The following is a 17,158-nucleotide window of genomic DNA, read 5'->3' on the forward strand; positions in this document are numbered from 1 at the left end:
AACACAGGAGAGCAACATGACAGACCGCACGGTGTTGAAGATCGCAGGCAACGATCACGTCAGCTTTCTGCAGGGGTTGGTGTCAAATGACGTTAACCGATTGAAAGACGGGTTGGTTTACGCTGCCATTCTGACGCCGCAGGGCAAGTATTTGGCTGATTTCCTGATGGTTCCCGCAGCAGATGCCATTCTGATCGATGTGGCCACGGATCTGGCGCGCCCGCTGGCGCAGCGCCTAACGATGTACAAGTTGCGTGCAGATGTCACGATCGAGGCAACCGGCATCATCCCAGCCCGAGGGCTGGGAGTGGCGCCTGACGGTGCCTATGCTGATCCACGCCACCCAGAACTTGGGTGGCGCGCCTATGATGGGCGCGACAGCGAAGCGGGCGTGGAGTGGGACGCCATTCGCGTCGCGCACTGCATCCCGGAAACCGGGGTGGAGCTAACCGGGGATAGCTATCTGTTGGAGGCCGGGTTCGAGCGGTTGAATGGTGTAGACTTCCGCAAGGGCTGCTACGTCGGACAGGAAGTGACTGCGCGGATGAAGCACAAGACCGAGCTGAAGAAGGGCTTGGCGACGGTGTCAATTCAAGGTGAGGCCCCTGTTGGTACGGCAATCACGCTGGACGGAAAACCTGTGGGGACTTTGTTTACCCAATCAGGTGGTCAGGCAATTGCCTATCTACGCTTTGATCGGGCTGGATCCGGTATGCAAGCTGGGGATGCTGTGGTCGGCTGGGACGGCTAAGGGGCTCTGCCCCCGCATGAATTTCCTGCTGAAAGTCATGCTCCCCCGGGATATTTTCAGTAAGAAAATGCGTGATGGGCGTCAGGCGTGGCGCCATTTTCCATGGCCGATCCCATCAAGCGTATATGCCCCCACGCAATAGCGGATAAGGCGCAGCGTTGGATGGCCCACTGCGGCGGTCATGCGTCGCACCTGACGGTTCTTGCCTTCGGTGATCTTGAGTTCGATCCAGCAATCCGGAACGGATGGGCGTACGCGGATGGGCGGATTGCGCTGCCATAGCCCGGCGGGTTCGTCGATCCGACGCACTTTGGCGGGACGGGTACGTCCGTCCTTCAAGTCGACACCATCGCGCAGCGCTTGAAGGGCAACCTCATCCGGAATGCCTTCCACTTGCACCCAGTATGTTTTTGCAAGTTTATGCTTCGGATTTGCAAGCTTAGCCTGAAGCTTGCCGTCATCCGTCAGCACCAAAAGCCCTTCGCTATCCCGATCCAGCCGTCCCGCCGCATACACTCCGGGCAGGTCAATATAGTCCGACAGGGTTTGTCGGTCGCTGCCTTCATTGCCTCGATCAGTGAATTGCGACAGCACATTGAAGGGTTTGTTGAAGAGGATCGTGGTCATTTGAGCCTTAAACACAAAGGGCAGAGCGCGTGCCCTGCCCTTTTGGGGATCTCACCGAGGCGCTTAGGCGCGTTCGGAATATTCCATGGTTTCGGTGTTAACCACGATGGCTTCACCTTGCCCGACGAAAGGCGGTACCGAGATACGAACACCATTGTCCAGTACGGCAGGTTTGAAGCTGTTGGCCGCTGTCTGGCCTTTTACCACCGGCTCTGTTTCCTCGATGACGCAGGTCACTTTCTGCGGCAGCTTGGCGTTCAGGGCTTCGGTATCATAGAATTCAACCACGATGGTCATGCCGTCTTGCAGGAAGGGGCGGCGTTCGCCCAACAGATCGGCAGGGATCTGGTTCTGCTCATATGTCTCGGTGTCCATAAAGATCAGCATCCCGTCATCTTCATACAGGAACTGCTGGTCCTTCTGCTCCAGACGAACACGCTCGACTTTATCTGCCGAACGGAAGCGTTCATTCAGTTTGGAACCATTGCGCAGGTTCTTCATCTCGACCTGAGCAAATGCGCCGCCTTTGCCGGGTTTGACGTGGTCGACCTTCACTGCAGCCCACAGGCCGTCATTGTGTTCAAGCACGTTTCCGGGGCGAATTTCGTTTCCGTTGATCTTGGGCATATCCTGAAACCTTCACAAAAGGTTGAAATTTCTTGGTCCGACCCTATATCTTGCGGGCTTGACTGTGGCAAGCGCAGGTGAAACGACCAAATGTAACAGCTATGCAACAGGCGCATGGCTGGCATGTGATCCGGGGGATACCGAATCACTCAGAAAACGCCATATTGGCCGCTACGCCAGAAACCGCAAGAGCAAGAATAACAAAGGACGACCATGCTGGACTCCGTAGACGGTACCGCTTTCAATAACGAACAAGGCAACCGCGCGCGCAAATTGTTTGCTGCTGTCGTGCTGGCTGCTTTGGACGACGCCATTGCTGATGATAAAAAATACGGCAACGGCCCTGATCAGATTGCCCGCTGGGCCCGTTCGCGCGATGGGCGCGAAGTGTTGAGCTGTGCTGGCATCGACCCGAACGAGCGTGTCGTCAGCGGCCTGATGGACTTTGTGTCCAAAGGCATCCGCACCTCGGTGGCTTTGAGCCGCGAGGAAAGCGAGCGTCGCAACGCTGCAACGGCAGAAGCCGCCTAAGGCACAAACACAGAATACTCCATGAAATGCGCGTCCCATCCGGGGCGCGTTTTTCGTTACAGCCCTTTCCGATGTCGGAACGGGGCTAGGCCGCGCGGTCAAAAGCGCCTAAGTCATTGGCATGACTAAAGCGATTATGATCCAGGGCGCAGGCTCGAATGTTGGGAAATCCCTGCTGGTGGCAGGGATCGCGCGGGCAGCGGTAAAACGCGGACTGAATGTAGCCCCGTTCAAACCACAAAACATGTCAAACAACGCAGCCGTCACCGTGGATGGCGGAGAGATCGGACGCGCACAAGCGCTTCAGGCACGCGCATGTGGGCTTGATCCCATCGTGGACATGAACCCAGTTCTTTTGAAGCCTGAAACAGACACCGGTGCGCAGGTCATCGTACAGGGCAAACGCTTTGCCACCATGAAAGCGCGCGACTATGGCAAGGCCAAGGCCGAGTTGATGCCACGCGTATTGGAAAGCTTTCACCGTCTGGGCGAGGGCCGCGATCTGGTGCTGGTCGAGGGCGCAGGCAGCCCTGCCGAGGTCAACCTGCGCAAGGGCGACATTGCCAACATGGGCTTCGCCGAGGCCGCTGACCTGCCGGTCGTGCTGGCCGGCGACATTGACCGGGGCGGCGTGATTGCCCAACTGGTTGGCACACATGCTGTGTTGCCGGATGATGATCGCGCGCGGATCAAAGCGTTTCTGGTCAACAAATTTCGCGGGGACCCGACTCTGTTCGCCGATGGCGCGGCTGAAATCGCGCGCCTGACCGGCTGGCGCGATCTTGGCACCCTGCCCTGGTTTGCGGATGCCTGGCGCTTGCCGGCCGAAGATGTGATGGACATCGCGACCCGCAAAGGCGGTGCGTTCAAAATTGCGGTGCCGCGTCTGAACCGGATTGCCAATTTCGACGACCTTGATCCGCTGGTGAATGAACCCGACATCACGGTCGAGATCATCGAGCCGGGTCGCCCCCTGCCCGGTGACGCAGATCTGGTGCTGATCCCCGGATCGAAGTCCACCATCGCCGATCTGGCGGATTTCCGGGCGCAGGGCTGGGACATTGACCTGACAGCCCATATCCGGCGCGGTGGGCACGTTCTGGGCATCTGTGGTGGCTATCAGATGCTGGGGGCCGAGATCATCGACGCTGACGGCATTGAAGGTCCAGCGGGCCGTGTGGCAGGGCTTGGTCATCTGGATGTGGTCACGCATCTCGAGCCGCGGAAGACTCTGGCCCTGACGCAAGCAACACACCTGCCATCGGGCCAGTCGGTCGAGGGGTACGAGATCCATCTGGGACGTAGCGAAGGCCCAGATTGCGACAAAGCGTGGTTGTCTGTGCAGGGCCGCCCAGAAGGAGCCAGCAGCGTAGATGGACGTATTCTGGGGTGCTATCTGCACGGGCTCTTTGCTGCGGACGGATTCCGGCGGCATTTCCTGAATGGGTTAGGTGCGAAGACGTCAGAGGTCAGCTTTGACGTACAAATTGAAACCAGCCTGGATGCGCTGGCCGATCATCTGGAAACGCATCTGGATTTGGACGCCCTGCTGGCCCTGGCCCGCTAAGCCCTAGAGTATTCCGCCTGTACCATAAGACACGAATACCCTGGCACGCCTTCGGCGCTCTCGGAACAGTGGTGTGGCTCTAGATTTCGGGTAAAGGCGGAAAGCTTTAGTCAAACTTTTCCAAGGAAAGAGCGCGAGTCACTTCGCGGCGCACCATTCGGCGGACGGCTTGGGTGATCTTTACCCCCATCTCGCCTTTCAGTTCTTCGCGCACAATCTGCGAGACAATCTCTTGAAGGTGATCTTCGTCGATGAAATCGCTGTCATCTTCGATGATTTCTGCCATCGGGGCGTCATCCACTGTCGCAACAAGCGTTTCGGTGTCGTCGCCTTCATTAGCCACTTCACCTGACAGATCATCTGCCTCAACTTCATCCTCAATCGTTTGGTCTTCGACCTCACCCTCCGGGATTATGTCCGAACCGGCCTGAGTGACCTCGTCGTCGTCGGCTGGCAGATCGGCGTCTGCAATCTCATCCTGCTCAGATGTTAGCTCAAGAGCGCTATCTTCCTCGGGTGTGTCGTCTTGCGCAGGCTCTTCGACCTCGGCCGCGATCACGGGTTCAACAGCTTCGACAGCAACCGCTTCTTCTTCGGCCTCGGCAGTTTCGGACGATGCTTCCTCTGCCGCGCGTGTCATACGTTCATGCAAAAAGGCCACCTGAGCGGTTTCACCCAAAGCATCGCTATCCCAGTTGTCTTCGAAATCAACCTGCAACTCGGCAGGTGGCATCGGCATATCGGGTGAGCTATTCAATCCGGGTTCGGCAATGTTCGTGTCGAAAGACAGGACAAGCGGCGGCACAAGTTTAGCTTCATCAGCGTCCACAGCATCTTCCGCTGCATCTGTCGCTGACAGATCGCCTTGCTCTAGCAATTCCACCGGAATATCGCGGCCTGTGGGCGGGGTTGCTGGTACACTTTGCCCATTGGCTTTCGTGGCCTCGGTCGTGTCGCCCGCGAAGACGCGGAATGCTGGCGTCAGGATCAACTTGTTGTCCTTGGCGTCCGAAGATTCTCCCGTGTCCTTCTGTTCGGGCTGACCGGCAGAAATTAGACGGCGAATCGAAGACAGAACATCTTCGATATCAGCATTCGACACCGGATCCGACATAGGGCACTTCCTGTTCAACTACGACATGCAACCGGATTCCCGGTACATTTCATGTCAGACTAGCCAGTTCAGTCGAACCAGACAACAGCCATAAGTGGAAACTACGGCATCGAGACAAATCTCACACGCCGCGCAAGTCCCGGAAAGTGTGTTATTTCTTACCCAAAGCTTCGAGCACGAGGTCAAGACGCTCGCCCTGCGGGCTGACGCGGTAAACCGGGGCAGACTGGACGGTGTTGTAATAGGCCTCGGGATCATAGGTAACGACACCAAGGTTCAGATGCTCGGCAGTCAGAAGACCCATCGACGACAACAGCGAGTAGACGGCGAAGTACTGATTGGACTGTGCCGTAATCCGGGCAGCTTCCGCATTCAGCAGTTCCTGTTCCGCGTTCAGAACATCCAACGTGGTGCGCGATCCAAGAGAGGCCTCTTCACGTGCGCCGCGTAGTGCTACGCGACTGGCGCGAATCTGGCGATCCGTGGCTTCAAGCGATGCTGATGCAATCGCCAGCTGCGCCCACGCATTGGCCACGCCCTGATCAACAGCAATACGGGTCTGATGCAGGCCTGCTCGGGCAGCTTCGGACTGTGCGATGGCTTTGCGGTATTCAGCAGACAAACGGCCACCAGCATAGATGGTGCCCTGAAGTGATACGCCGACAGAGTGGGAAACCTGATCACGAATATTCGGTGGGGTAAAAGGCCCCGTCGAGATCGGAGCATCCTTCACCCATTGCGACTGGGCCTGCCCCACAATCATTGGCTTCATGCTGTCTTTCGAGATCGCAACACCCAGATCCGCCGCGTCTACGTTGTGCTGGGCCGCCAAGATATTCGGGTGACGATCCCGTGCAACAGCCTGTGCCGCTTCGACCGTCTTCGCGGTCATGGGCGGCGCGGGTGGAGCGGTAAGCGTGTGCGGGTAGTACCCGGTCACCGCTTTGTATTCTTCGCGGGCAATCTCAAGACCTCCACGCGCAGAGGCTTCGTTGGCACGGGCAGCGGCCAGACGCGCACGGGCCAAAGCCACGTCGGTCTGGGTAACTTCACCCACTTCGAAACGATCATTCGCCGCGCGAAGTTCTTGCGTCAAAACCCGAACCGAGTTGCTTTGCAGTTGGGCGTTCTCGACCGCTGAACGGACATTCAGATAGGCTTGTACCGCACGCAGAAGCACTTGCTGCTCAATTCCTACAAGATTGTCACGGGTAGCCAGCACCAGTTGTTTCTGAAGCTCGATCGCCTTCTTGCTGCGCCCGAAGTCAAACACCAGAATGCTGGCGGTAAGGGTCGCAGACGTGCGCCATCCAGTATTATTTACGATACCAGTGTCCGGGTCCGAAAAGGTCTGGTTTAGCGCATAGGTCAGTGTCGGGCGAAGCGCAGAACGGGCGATGGCAACATCTTCATCGGCTGCGCGCAGAGTGGCGCGGTTCTGTTCCAGAAGACCGCTGGTCTTATAGGCCGACGCCATCGCGTCAGAAAGGCTTTCAGCATAGGCTGCAGGGGCCGCTACGATGGCACAGGCCGCCGCAATGGCCATTCCCGTCAACTTTGATTTGAACCCAGTACGCATTTCACTCTCCTGCCTCATATTGGCCTATGCGGGTTTGACCCGATGTTTACAGCGCGAATTCACGTGGCGTTTCAAATCCTGCCACAACCGGGGCACCGGCGCTGAAATTCGGTCGCCAGACCATGTCCCCGTCAATCTTATACCCGATTTTTGCGGTGCCCAACATCCCCTCGGCAAAGATACAGGCGATACGGCCACCTTCCTTAAGCTGATCCAGCAATGCCGTCGGCACAGTTTCCACCGCACCTTGCACCATGATCACATCATAAGGGCCATTCTTTTCATTGCCTTCAGCAAGCGGACCAGCCACCACGGCGACGTTGTCCACGCCCTGCGATGACAGAATACCCTGCGCCTCGTTGGCGCGCTCTTCGGTGTCTTCTACGGCAATCACGAAATCCGCCAGCCGTGCCAAAATGGCTGCGCTGTAGCCCAGCCCACACCCAAGATCCAAAACCAGCTCGTCCGGCTGTACGCTCAACGCATCCAGCATTTTGGCCAGCGTGCGCGGCTCAAGCATCACGCGCCCGTCGTCCAAGTCGATGTTTTCACCGACATAGGCAGCCTCGCGCTTGCCGTCTGGCACGTATTCCTCGCGCGCGACGGTCAACATCGCATCAATGATCGGGAACTTTGTAACATCCGATGGACGCACCTGCGTGTCGACCATCGTGGTGCGGCGTGCGGCGAAATCTGTCATGGCGGGCCTATGTTTCTGGGATCTTTGTTTTCTATTGCCACAGTTATGCCTGTGGCTGCAATCCTGCAAGGTGGTGGGACCGTATTGATCGCCCGATCTGGCAATTTATGAAACCTGTGCCAGAAAATCACACATCCAACCGCGAAACCGGGCTGGACATCCCCCCAAGATTGGCGCTAGAGAACCCCCACACCACGGATGGCGAGTTGGCGGAGTGGTGACGCAGCGGATTGCAAATCCGTGTACACCGGTTCGATTCCGGTACTCGCCTCCATATCTTTTCAATGACTTACGGAACGCACGCCCCAAGGGGCACATTGGCGTCTAAACAAATGTCTAAACATTCTGTTTTTGTTCCGTACACCTAGCACTCCTCCAACTCCCTGTTCCTTGACCCTACTCCGAAGACCTAGCTGCTTCTGACACAGCCTAATTTCTGAGCAATCGAAGACAAGTTCACCCAATTCGCACAAGATCAAGATCGAGAAGATCCGCTAGAACGTGAAACACAGCCCCGAGACTCCGTAGACTTCATCTATCGGAGGAGGGTCGGGGCGTTCGGCAATACACATCCTTGATCCTGTATGCATTTAGAGACAAGTAGAGTAGTATTCCGGCGCTCATCCGAAAGCCGCTGAATTCCATAACCAACTAAAAACTACTTCCACCGCCGAAAGGCAGCCACTTTACGTCAAGAAGTATCCACAATGCCTCGAAGATTTTGGGGCGCAATAATCCAGATAGTGCCCAAAAAACCACAAATCCCTGTATGCGTTTAGCGACAAGTTCAGAGGTTCTGATTGTCAAAATGAACTCGTGGTGTTGCCGCCGAATCCACCCCCATCTAGAATCTGCCTATCGGCGTTTGCATGCGTGGCTCACTCGCATTCAGCTGAAAGATGCGCAAACACATAGAACCGTCAGATCTTGGGATTGGATTTGGAATGACTGCGACACCTATCGAGAAAAAGGCGCTCGGCTTGCTCAACACCTTTGAGCGCGCGGGTAAGACGGTAAGTCGAGTCACTATTGAAGGACGCAAAATTGAGATTGTGCTCTCGAAGCCCAAGGAACGCGATGAATTTGCGAGGATAGATATGCGCCATGGCAAAACGTGAGTTACCAAAACACGTCTACCGCCAAAGAAACGGGCTGTACTTTCAGCGCCGTGGCTGGCCTTCTCGGAAGTTTGTGAACGAATTTGGAAGCCCCGAATTCTGGCAAGAATACGCAGATATTCTGAACGGCGATGCGCCAGTAGCGCGCGTGACAAAGCGCGATTTCGAAGCTTTGATAAAGAGCTATCGGCAATCTCCACGTTACGTTCGTCTCAAACCTCGCACCGCGTTGGATTACGACAAGTATCTAGAATTCTTTCGAGCACGGATGGGTACCGCAAATCCAGCGATCATGAAGCGGAAAGATGTAATACGTCTTCGAGACGCCAACGCTGACAAAATATACTTTGCTAACTACTCGCTGCGCGTCCTTCGTGTACTCATGGAACACTGTGTCGACCTCGGTTGGCGGGATGCAAATCCAGCGAAAGGCGTTTCGGAACTGAAAGCCGAAAGGAAAGAACGCGAGCCATGGCCGAGAGACCTGCTCGCCGCCTATCGTGCAGCATGTCCACCTGGCACAAGAGAAAGGCTTCTCATGGAGCTTTGTGTTGGCACCGGTCAGCGAATTGGTGACGTGCTCGAAATGCGATGGTCAGATATTCAAGATGGCGGCTTTGTTGTGAAGCAAAACAAGACCGGAAAAGAGCTTTGGGTTCCGATCTTGCATGAACTACTGACGTCCCTTGAAGCTGCAAACCGTCATTCAGTATTCATCCTGACCAATGAGAGGGGAACGAACCGCTGGTCATATCGCGGAGCTTCACAGGCCGTCAGAAACGTAAGGAAGCAGATCGGTGCGCTAGACTACGACATTCATAGCTGGCGGTATAATGCGGCCTGCGAGCTAGTTGAAGCGGGTTGCAGCGATGATCTGGTTGCGGCGGTTACAGGACAGAGCCCGGCTATGGTTCTGCATTACACCAAAAAAACTCGTCAAATGACCAGGGCAAAAGAGGCCCAAAGAAGACGCTCAAACCACATGAAATCGAAGAACTAATATGGATCAACTATTTTACCTCGTATTTATTATTGTAGCCTTAGCCTTTCTCATATGGCTGTATTTCATTCTGCCGAGCAATATGGCGAACTCTCGAAATAGGAACGCGACCCTATGGGTACTGATCGCAATCCTGATAAGCCCGGTTCTTGCCGTGCTGTTGCTTTTGGCGCTCGGTGACGCCGAAACATAGGGCGGAGAGCGGACATTCGCTGCGGTCTTAACCAAGGTCGGCTATGCGCAGAAAGCGCACTTTGCAAAGTCTCGCTGACAATCAATATCTATCGTTCGTAATAAACGTCGCCACCTCATTGCAGTTTTGGCCATGCAGACGATAGTCGCTTGGCTTCCAGCGCTTTGGTCACACTATTGGTTTGGCTTCAGTAATTGGGCCCGTTCGCGTCAGCGTGCATCTTCAAAAGTTGAGCAAATCTTATATCAAAGTGTAGATCAATCCACGCTGCTCAGCATATTTTTCATAGCGGATGTTCGCCGTTCCCTCGACATGCCACGGTATACATGTTTGCATGTGAATTTCCTTTTTCGGCACAAGTGATACCTACGCGTTGCTTAGGGACAGGGCAATTAAACTCTTACAAGTTATATTTGGCCTTAACCTCTGCTAAGCACTTTCCTCTAGATATGCTGGAACGGCCATTCCGTGTCTGGTGCAATTCATTGCAGGAGAAGTTCTTCCATAACTTTCGAAAAGTCTCGCCTTCCTTGCTGGGGTCCCAATCGGCTCGCCTGCGCCACTTCTCTGCCCAACGGTGGCACATTTCGTCGAAGAGTTCTCTGTTAAACGTGAGGACAAGCGTGTCGACCGCAGCAACAGTTCGCTGCAGCATTGAAAAATCAACGGCAATCCTAACTGGCTTACGATACCTTTGCGCACCTAGCTGAACAGCGTTTCTACCCGGTAAAATTCCACCGTTGTGCACAAGCCCATGCCGCAAATGACATGCAATATCAAACTCTTTTAGCGGGCCGCTAAACTTGGCGTCCTTCAGTTCAAAACCAAGGTAGCCTTGAGATGCCTTTTTTAGCTCAGCTCTAGAGCTGAAGGACATGTGTTCAAATGCACTTCTCCTAAACTCAGAATGACCGTGCCATAGAACCCCACCTAAATTAATACTTTTTTCTGCAGCGGTCTCACGACAAATCGGGCAACCTTCGAGGCTTAATGACAATATTGACCGGAAGTAAGCTTCCGCAGCAGAAACCGATCCGAGAACAAGAAGACCTCCCAAATGCCCATTTTGAGACAACCTATCAACGGTTCCATAGGAAAGAAGGCTTCTTGAGCTCTTGATATACTCGTCTATCGGAGACTTGAGGTCTACTTCCGTTAAAACTGAATCTATCGATCCAATACTACCAGATGGCGGAGCCTCATTAACAAAATCTGCTACCTTCAGGCTCATGATACATGCTCTTCAGCAAGTGCCACAATTCTGGTCGCACGGACTTTTCCAATATAATTAATCCCTAAAAGAGTTTCACGGCTTGCATCGATCAAGATATCACGCACCTTTCGGATATGTGAATTAGATTTGATCCGTTTTAGCATCGCACTAGAAATAGGGAGAACGGAGATATCTTTCTGGACGAGGGCTTCATAGGTGGACGACGGTTTCAACTGGGCCCCGCAATTTGAACAAAATTTCGCTTCCGGATTATCCCTAGGTGTATCGCAAGAATGACAGAGAGGAAGTGAAAGCGTAAAGGTGTCGGTATTCACGTTCGCCGCCTCAAAAAGACTATTAGTGCTAAGGCGTGGCCACGCATTGTGTCGAGTTGCTCTGATCACTTCCAAGAAGCTTGGAATAGATTTTGTTCGCTTCCCCACGATGGTGTTCTCTGCAGTGAGATCCCCAATGTGGACGTCAAAAATCTTGAAGGTCCCTTTTTCTCCTTTGAGAACTTGCCCTGCAGGCATGATGAGGCCCGCATATTGAAGAAATCCAAAAACTTTGTCCAGATCTGCTCCCAGTGGCGTCTTTATCGCGAATTGAATGCCTTGCTTGGATGTCACCTTCCCTTTATTGAACGCCTTTAATTCGGAAAGAATTGATTGGTATAGCTTAGACCCATTTTCGACGTAGCTTTCGTACGAAGGCAGTTTTGCAGTTAGTGAGTCAAAAACTGCATGTGACATGTCTCTTCCTGCACGCGATAGCCGAAGTACTTTAGCTTTGTTTAGGCTACCATCCGAATTCAGATATGCGTCTGGTGAGTTATAAATTGCTCGAAGCATTCCCAGAAAGCCTCGCGGCACGCCAAAGGACGCATATGCAAGAAAGCGTATGTCTTCTTCATTATCTGAGATAAAATTCGCTCCCGTTCCCTCAAGGCGCTTAGTAGCAAGAGAAATCATGAACTCTTCGTACTCTGTGCCCGCCGGGCGGACCCATGCGTCGATTTGCTCTGCATCGTGTCCAATATGAAAGCTAGCAGAGTTAGATGTGATACCAGGGTAAATAGCGGCTTTTGGCGACAACAAACGTGTCTTTATGGCTCGGAAGAAATCAAAGAAGTCCTCCTGCTGCTTTTCCGAAAAGGAATGTGCTGCGTCATCAATCAGTATCACGGAACGTGTCAGGTCATTCTCAGAAATAATTTCCTCAACTAACTCAATGAGAAGGCTTACTGTATATTCTTCGCCGGCTTCACCATCGGATCGATTTGCTTCTAAATTATTGATTTCTTGTGTTAATTTCTTCTTTGAGGGAAAGCGCGAAGGCTTCACGAGCCCATCAGACTCGTTGATTGCTTCTAAAGCCGACTGAAGGACCTTTAGAACAAGCCACTTCTTAAACCAGTACGAAGCATTTGGCCCGTTCACATAGAAGGGCTCCAATTTGAGCGCCAGTTTGAAGTTGACGTAGATTGGAAATACACCTGAGACACCACCGTCTAAAGCACCGTAATACGCTTTACGCATGAGCGTGCTTTTACCACACCCCCTTGGACCGATCAGAAGCTTAGCACCGCCGCCGACAAGTTTCTTCAGAATGCTGGCTTCGCGTGGATGATCAGCTGCGAGCAAAAGAAATTTCTCGCGACCAATATATTCGGCTTGTTCGATGAAATTCTCTTCAAATGGCAACTCATCGTTTGTCTCGTCGTTGAATAGTAATGATGACATGCCTGTTTATTCCTGTAATTCTTAGATCCCGCTACATTTGAGCCCGTTATTGCTCGTGCGTGTCACTAGTAGATTCGCATCAACGCCTTTGGGTCTAATGTCCCTAAATTACAAGACTTTGACAAGGTCACGGAGGGCAATGCCACTTTTGCGCGGCTACGTCAGTCACCGTGATAGCGTAGTTGGGATCCAAAAGTCAGTTAGCGTTCTCCGGCCACTTTTCCAAATTCAGATTTGCAAAGTAAATATTCCCACCATTCCGCCGAGTTTTGAATTGTCAAACTATGAAGGTCCGCTTGTGTGCAAAGCCTGTCAAAAGCGCGTGCGGGCAGCGAAGGTAACTTCGCTGCCCGAGGTGTACTTATGCAATGTCTGCTTTGGGCTGGGAGCAGGCGTTAGATGCATTAAGCACGAATGTCCGTTCAGGGCCGTTATCTGTTGTTGCATCCCATTTCAGAGATTCAGTTAATAATCACGTAACCAGGACGGCGCGACTGGCCAGCGATTACGGAACCATCATCCGTCTTTCGACGTTCGCAGGCAAATCTATGAATTTCCTCGGTTGTAAGTGCGTTGGCCGCATTGCCACCGCGGTAGTTCGCGAACTTCCCATACTTTGCACAGTGCTTAACCGCCATGTCCTGTGCCTCAGCCGTCAGCGTAGGAACTGTATCATAGGCGCTGTAGCGTATGGAAATTGCATTCTCAGAAGCATATTCTGCCATCGGAGTGGTCGGTGCCATACAACCAGTCAATACTACCAACAGCATACCGCCTACAACGCTTCTCATATTACACCTATAATTTGAATTCATTCGTACAATCTCCATCAATAGGGAACGTATGAGGCCAAATAAAAAAGGGCAAGTGGCAATCTGAAAAGAGAGATTTTCGTCGTTGTGGTCTCGAGTGGGTCACATTCAGCAGGCGTCTAAACATTCGCCAAACGTTCTGCCAATTTTGCACGTTGCTCTAAACCGATTGTGCATTGCTTTCAGCAGCATGCTTAGTCTTGCAAATCCGTGTACACCGGTTCGATTCCGGTACTCGCCTCCATTATTTGCCAAGCAACTGCCGTGTCTTCCATAGTGATGCGTTCATCGCTTGGCAGCCACTTTCCGGGCAGACTAAATACTGGCAACTCGCGACAGCATTTTAGCCCCACGCATCTCCCCTAGGTCGTTTCCGGGCACCCGTGCCCGACGATTTGTTATGGCTGTGGACGGGGCGGCATTACTGCTCAAAAGTAGAGTCTTTCAGGTCAAATTTCACATGCAACACGTGCGAGGTGCGATATTCTTCTACCTTGAGTTGCCGTGCTGCGAAAAATATTCGCTTTCCGCCTGCATTTCAGCACGAACAATGTTGGCGGATCAGTCCTCATCAGCAATGGTTAACAATACTTAACCAAGATCAATAGTTTGAAATGATCACTTTCGACAGCATCAGTTTATTGGGGACATAAAATGGAGAAGCAGAAGATCGCCGTGATTGGTGGCGGAGTCGGGGCCATGACGGCCATTTATGCGATCACGCAAACCGCGGATTGGGACAAGAAATACGACATTACCGTCTATCAGCTGGGCTGGCGGACAGGCGGCAAGGGCGCCAGCGGGCGCAATGCTAAGTTTGGTCAACGGATCGAAGAACATGGCCTGCATGTCTGGGCTGGGTTCTATCAGAACGCCTTTCGCAACATGCGCCTTTGCTATGAACAGATGGTCGAACTGGGATTGCGCAAGAAAAGCGACCCGCTTGGCACGATGGACAAAGCGTTTAAGCCACTGTCACATCTATTTCTGGCAGAAAACGTGCCAACCGATGACCCGGACGGAAACCCGTGGCGTCCTTGGGTAATTGATCTACCCGAATATGACGACGTGCCGGGCGACGAGACCGAGGTTCCCTCGCCTTTCGAAATGATGATGCGGATTTTGCAGATCATGATCGAATTCCTGCGCCGTGGCGAACTTGAAGGCGGCGCGGATGGACCACTGGGGATCGAGGTGCCGGATGGCCTGCTGGGCCGCCATGAAAGCATCCTGTCACACCTGAAAGCTCTGCCAGGGGCCGGCCTTCCCGTGGGGCCGCACAACTCGGACCTGCTGCTTGAGATCATCGAAGACGCACAGGCCGAGGTGCACAGCCAGCAGACGCCCGAAAACATGGCGCGCGACAGCGTGCGCCGGGGCTTAAACCTGATGGATATCGGGCTGGGCTATATGCACGGAGTGGTCAGCTCGGACACGTTCACAAACGGCTATGACGTGCTGGACCAGTGGGAGTTCTCTGACTGGCTGCGCATGAATGGCGTCAGCGATCAGGCGCTGAAATGGGTGTCGATCCGGGGCTGCTATGACTTCGTGTTCGGCTTTCCCATGGGTAACACCGAACGTCAGGGCGACACTGGCGCAGGTACAGCCCTGCGCGCGATGACGCGGCTGATCTTCACCTATTCCGGGGCGATCTTTCACAAGATGCAAGCCGGGATGGGCGACACGATCTTTGGACCATATTATCAGGTTCTGAAAGAGCTGGGCGTGAAGTTTGAGTTCTTCAACGCCGCCCGAAACCTGCATTTGGACGAAGATCGCACCCATATCGACCGCATCAGCATGGTGCGGCAGGCCAAGGTGAAATCCGGCACATATGACCCGCTGGTCGACGTGGATGGCCTGCCCTGCTGGCCATCGGAACCCCTTTGGGATCAGCTGGAAGACGGCGCGCATCTAAAAGACAGTGGCGTCGATTTCGAAAGCGAGCGCACGCCACCCAAGGGCGAGGCCTATACCCTAAAACGGGGCGAAGATTTCGACCTTGTGATCCTTGGCGCCTCGATCGGGTCGCTTCCCTATATGTCGCAAGAGCTGTCCATCGCGTCCGAGCGCTGGCGCAACATGCTGGACCGGGTCAAGACTGTCCCGACCCATGCGATGCAGCTTTGGATGAACAAAACCCCGAAACAGATGGGGTGGGAAAAACTGGTAAAGGCGCATAACTCGCAAAAGTCGCTGCCCTCGTCCCCGATGCGGACGGTCATCACCGGCTTTTCCGAGCCGCTGGACACCTGGGCGGACATGTCCCACCTGATCCCACACGAGGATTGGGGCACCGACAAACCCAAGTCCATCGCCTATTTCTGCTCACCCGCGCCGGATGGCGAAGATCTTCCAGATTTCCGCGAAAACTTTGGTCGCTGGATGGACAAGGATCTGGTCAAGCTTTGGCCAGGGGCGGAAAAGGACGGCAAGTTTGATCGCAGCCTTCTGCACGAGAACGAAGAGGCAGGAATCTATTCCCGCGTGAACATGTACGGCTCGGAACGCTATGTGCTGTCGGTGACCAACAGCGTCTATCACCGGCTGGCTCCGTCCCAAAGCGGCTTTGCCAACCTGTATCTTGCGGGTGACTGGACGCGCTGCGGGATGAATGCAGGCTGCGTCGAGGGTGCAACCATGTCGGGGATCGCCTGTGCGTCCGCTGTCACGGGTGAAAAGCTGTTGAATGTCGGGGCCGAGGACATCGCCCGCGAGGAAACCGTATCAGAAAAGGCGATGTTCCAGACGAACTCGATCTCGGGCACGAAATGGCCGCTGACACCGTTCTTTGCCCGAGGCGAGATGACCGGCGTCTTCCTTTTCTACGAAGTGCCCCGTGCCGAGGTTCAGGCCATGTTGCCGCCCGGGATCGAGCTGGGACCAAGCCCCCTGACCCGGCCGGGGTATCACCCTGTTGGCATGTCGTTCTGTAGCTATCACAATGTGCGGGGGTCGTTTATTCCGGACTTCATGGCGATGTCCCCTTATGGCGAGGCCACCTTTGCCATCCCCTATACCCGCACCGCCGAAGCACGGCAGGCGCCGCTTCTCTATCCGCGCAGGCTGTATGTGAACAGCAAGTCCGCCATCATGGCCGGCAAGGTGTTCTATGCGATGCCGAAGGTTTGGTCCGACATCAAACTGGAAAACACGCGTTTCACCGCAACCGGCGCACGCGGGATGAAGATCGAGGCCACCTTCCAACAGCATATGGACCCCGATCCCCTGCCCGGTCATCCGGCACAGGGGGCGATCTCGAATCTGTTGAACATGACCTTCGTGACGCGCAATGCCTCGGGACGTCTGTTCTACAACGCCTTCGACCTACAATTGGACCGTGCTTATGTCGCCCCGGTGTCTGCCCAAATTGAAGTTAAAGACCCGGATCCTAACGGTTTTCCAACAACTTCGTTTGACGCCGCCCCGCTTCAGTTGCAAACTGGTGAACGCCTTCCCGGAGCATTCCGGGTGTGGTGCTCATGGGCGATGACCAACCCGCTGGACAGCAAGCGGGTGCGTCACGCAGCCATGGCACGAGAGTGGGTGCGTCAGAGGTCGATGAGGTGAATATGCTGGCT

14 protein-coding genes and 1 tRNA gene are annotated in these 17,158 nt (G+C 54.1%); 7 read left to right on the forward strand and 8 right to left on the reverse strand.

Translation table 11 applies throughout. The annotated features are described in order from the left end of the window. Positions 1–16 precede the first annotated feature (16 nt). Complete coding sequence (ygfZ, locus tag ALP8811_RS09950; protein WP_108856957.1) at positions 17–751, forward strand: CAF17-like 4Fe-4S cluster assembly/insertion protein YgfZ; 735 nt, start codon at positions 17–19, stop codon at positions 749–751. A gap of 81 nt (positions 752–832) precedes the next feature. Here the strand turns inward: ygfZ and ALP8811_RS09955 are convergent, their stop codons facing one another. Further along, a complete protein-coding gene (locus ALP8811_RS09955) occupies positions 833–1,378 on the reverse strand; it encodes a pseudouridine synthase (protein ID WP_108856958.1) in 546 nt (181 codons plus the stop codon). 63 nt (positions 1,379–1,441) lie between these two features. After that, on the reverse strand, positions 1,442–2,005 hold the full coding sequence (efp, locus tag ALP8811_RS09960) for an elongation factor P (RefSeq protein WP_108856959.1): 564 nt from the start codon (positions 2,003–2,005) through the stop codon (positions 1,442–1,444). Between the two features lie 213 nt (positions 2,006–2,218). Here efp and ALP8811_RS09965 point away from each other — a divergent pair, with 213 nt between their 5' ends. Together ALP8811_RS09965 and ALP8811_RS09970 are read left to right on the forward strand one after the other, a co-directional pair. Continuing rightward, complete coding sequence (locus ALP8811_RS09965) at positions 2,219–2,536, forward strand: DUF6280 family protein (RefSeq protein WP_108856960.1); 318 nt, start codon at positions 2,219–2,221, stop codon at positions 2,534–2,536. A 121-nt stretch (positions 2,537–2,657) separates the two neighbouring features. Then, positions 2,658–4,103 carry a cobyric acid synthase gene (locus ALP8811_RS09970; protein ID WP_108856961.1) on the forward strand — a complete coding sequence of 482 codons (1,446 nt, stop codon included), beginning with the start codon at positions 2,658–2,660 and terminating at the stop codon, positions 4,101–4,103. A 106-nt stretch (positions 4,104–4,209) separates the two neighbouring features. Here the strand turns inward: ALP8811_RS09970 and ALP8811_RS09975 are convergent, their stop codons facing one another. The 3 genes from ALP8811_RS09975 to ALP8811_RS09985 form a co-directional block, all read right to left on the reverse strand. Beyond that, a complete protein-coding gene (locus ALP8811_RS09975; RefSeq protein ID WP_108856962.1) occupies positions 4,210–5,217 on the reverse strand; it encodes a hypothetical protein in 1,008 nt (335 codons plus the stop codon). Between the two features lie 151 nt (positions 5,218–5,368). After that, positions 5,369–6,796 carry a TolC family outer membrane protein gene (locus tag ALP8811_RS09980; protein ID WP_108856963.1) on the reverse strand — a complete coding sequence of 476 codons (1,428 nt, stop codon included), beginning with the start codon at positions 6,794–6,796 and terminating at the stop codon, positions 5,369–5,371. A gap of 46 nt (positions 6,797–6,842) precedes the next feature. Next, a complete protein-coding gene (locus ALP8811_RS09985) occupies positions 6,843–7,496 on the reverse strand; it encodes a protein-L-isoaspartate O-methyltransferase family protein (protein WP_108856964.1) in 654 nt (217 codons plus the stop codon). Between the two features lie 200 nt (positions 7,497–7,696). On the opposite strand from ALP8811_RS09985, the gene ALP8811_RS09990 reads away from it, so the two are divergent. The 3 genes from ALP8811_RS09990 (at position 7,697) to ALP8811_RS09995 (ending at position 9,614) form a co-directional block, all read left to right on the forward strand. Then, positions 7,697–7,770: transfer RNA gene (locus ALP8811_RS09990), tRNA-Cys, on the forward strand. A 625-nt stretch (positions 7,771–8,395) separates the two neighbouring features. Beyond that, entirely contained in the window at positions 8,396–8,614 is a 219-nt protein-coding gene (locus ALP8811_RS16250; RefSeq protein ID WP_146184007.1) for a hypothetical protein, read from the forward strand. After that, on the forward strand, positions 8,601–9,614 hold the full coding sequence (locus ALP8811_RS09995) for a tyrosine-type recombinase/integrase (RefSeq protein ID WP_108856965.1): 1,014 nt from the start codon (positions 8,601–8,603) through the stop codon (positions 9,612–9,614). Before ALP8811_RS16250 ends, ALP8811_RS09995 begins: the two co-directional genes overlap by 14 nt. Before the next feature lie 593 nt (positions 9,615–10,207). Here the strand turns inward: ALP8811_RS09995 and ALP8811_RS16255 are convergent. From ALP8811_RS16255 to ALP8811_RS10015, 3 genes are all read right to left on the reverse strand, one after another. After that, positions 10,208–11,038, reverse strand: coding sequence for a hypothetical protein (locus ALP8811_RS16255; RefSeq protein WP_146184008.1), 831 nt, complete (start codon positions 11,036–11,038; stop codon positions 10,208–10,210). Next, complete coding sequence (locus tag ALP8811_RS10010; RefSeq protein ID WP_108856968.1) at positions 11,035–12,762, reverse strand: hypothetical protein; 1,728 nt, start codon at positions 12,760–12,762, stop codon at positions 11,035–11,037. The genes ALP8811_RS16255 and ALP8811_RS10010 overlap by 4 nt, the downstream gene beginning before the upstream one ends. Positions 12,763–13,223: 461 nt before the next feature. Further along, a complete protein-coding gene (locus ALP8811_RS10015; RefSeq protein ID WP_146184009.1) occupies positions 13,224–13,505 on the reverse strand; it encodes a hypothetical protein in 282 nt (93 codons plus the stop codon). A 723-nt stretch (positions 13,506–14,228) separates the two neighbouring features. Here ALP8811_RS10015 and ALP8811_RS10020 point away from each other — a divergent pair. Next, positions 14,229–17,147 (forward strand): acetoacetate decarboxylase family protein, encoded by a 2,919-nt coding sequence (locus tag ALP8811_RS10020; protein WP_108856970.1) that lies wholly within the window; start codon positions 14,229–14,231, stop codon positions 17,145–17,147. The last annotated feature ends 11 nt before the right edge of the window (positions 17,148–17,158 follow it).

It is taken from the genome of Aliiroseovarius pelagivivens (assembly GCF_900302485.1).
In the GTDB taxonomy this organism is placed as follows: Bacteria; Pseudomonadota; Alphaproteobacteria; order Rhodobacterales; family Rhodobacteraceae; genus Aliiroseovarius; species Aliiroseovarius pelagivivens.